Source organism: Microvirga sp. Mcv34 (assembly GCF_024519725.1).
GTDB lineage: Bacteria > Pseudomonadota > Alphaproteobacteria > Rhizobiales > Beijerinckiaceae > Microvirga.
Genome location: NZ_JALJRK010000223.1, coordinates 1 through 1,707 on the forward strand (window position 1 = coordinate 1; position 1,707 = coordinate 1,707).

General features: G+C 59.8%; 1 protein-coding gene. It reads left to right on the top strand.

The genetic code is table 11. From position 1 onward, the window contains the following. The first annotated feature begins 147 nt into the window (after nucleotides 1-147). Entirely contained in the window at nucleotides 148-1,446 is a 1,299-nt protein-coding gene (locus OC446_RS30240) for an ISNCY family transposase (RefSeq protein ID WP_262032569.1), read from the top strand. Nucleotides 1,447-1,707: the final 261 nt, after the last annotated feature.

Here is a 1,707-nt window from a genome sequence, read left to right on the forward strand (position 1 = left end):
GTCTAACCACCTACGATACCTGAGGGATTTGAGAATACCTCTAGGTAAATGCGAACACCTATTGTAGCTGCAATATAGAGATGACACCCCCTTGCAAAGTTCAAATGGCACTCTCCTGCTTTTCGGGGTTGCAGGAGGACGTGGCCGATGGCGGTGGTGTCGATGAGCAACAAGGAGTTTTCGCGGCTCAATGTCTTGATGGATTTAGAAGCCCGTCGGATCACCGTTCGGGACGCGTGCGCCCTGCTTCAGCTTAAACGTCGGCAGGTCTTCCGGCTCCTGAAGGCCTTCCGGGAGCATGGAGCCGTCAGCTTGGCGTCCAAGCGCCGCGGCAAGCCTGGCAACAATCGGCTTCCCGCATCGGTCCGCGACCTGGTTGTGACGATCATCAAGGAACGCTATCCGGATTTCGGTCCGACATTGGCCACTGAGAAGCTGCGGGAGACCCATGGTTGTCCCGTGTCCCGAGAGACGGTGCGCCAATGGATGATGGAGGAAGGTCTGTGGCTGGATCGCCGCCGGCGCCTTCCTTCCGTTCATCAGCCGCGCAATCGCCGCGAGCGGATGGGCGAGTTGATCCAGATTGATGGCTCCAAGCACTGGTGGTTCGAGGCCCGTGGCCCGCAATGCACGCTTCTGGCTTATATCGATGATGCCACCAGTCGGCTCATGCATGCTGCCTTCGTGCCCTCAGAATCCACCTTCGATTACCTGCGCGAGACCCACCAATACGTCGCAGTCCATGGCCGCCCGATCGCCTTCTACTCGGACAAGCACGCCATCTTCCGGGTCAGCAAGACAGAGGCGGAAGGTGGTGACGGCATGACCCAGTTCGGACGGGCCCTGCATGAGCTCAACATTGACATCATCTGCGCCAACACGCCGGCCGCCAAAGGCCGGATCGAGCGCTCGTTCGGCACGCTCCAGGATCGCTTGGTTAAGGAGATGCGGCTTGCCGGCATCTCGACGATCGAGGCCGCCAACGCCTTTCTGCCGGGGTTCCTGGCCGATCATAACCGGCGTTTCGCCAAGGAGCCGTTCAGCCGCACGGATGCTCACCGTCCGGTGCCGCAGGAGATGGTGCTGGAGGATGTCTTCGCCTGGAAGGAGGAACGCACGGTCACGCACAATCTGACGCTCCAGTACGACAAGATCCTGTTTCTGCTCGAGCCGAATGAGATCACGCGTCCCCTCGCCCGCCAGCGGGTCACGGTGATCGACTATCCGGACGGGAGGCTGGCGATCCGCCACAAGGGCCTTGATCTGCCCTACCGCACCTATGACAAGCTGCGGCGGGTCACCCAGGCCGCGATCGTCGAGAACAAGCGGCTGAGTGAGGTCCTCAGCTATGTGGCGCAGATCCAGCAAGAGCGGGACGAGCAGCGCTCGGCCAAGGCGCCGCGTCGGCGGGGACAGGGCGAGCGTCACATGTTCAAGGTCAGCTGAAGAGCGGCATGGCCATCTCGGATCGGATGGTATCCCGCTAGAAACCTCATTCCGTTTTCCGCTTTTGCTGGAGGTCTCCTGAACCCAGCACAGCAACCCTGACCAGCTGTGCTGGGTTCAGGAGACAGGTCAGCGCTAAATGACTCGAACTATACACTGGTGTCATTTCTACTTTGCACGCTGAGTGCCATTTCTACATTGCAATGACACCTATAGGTCGCTTGGTCATGTCAACGACGTGATCGACCTACTCCTTCGGGG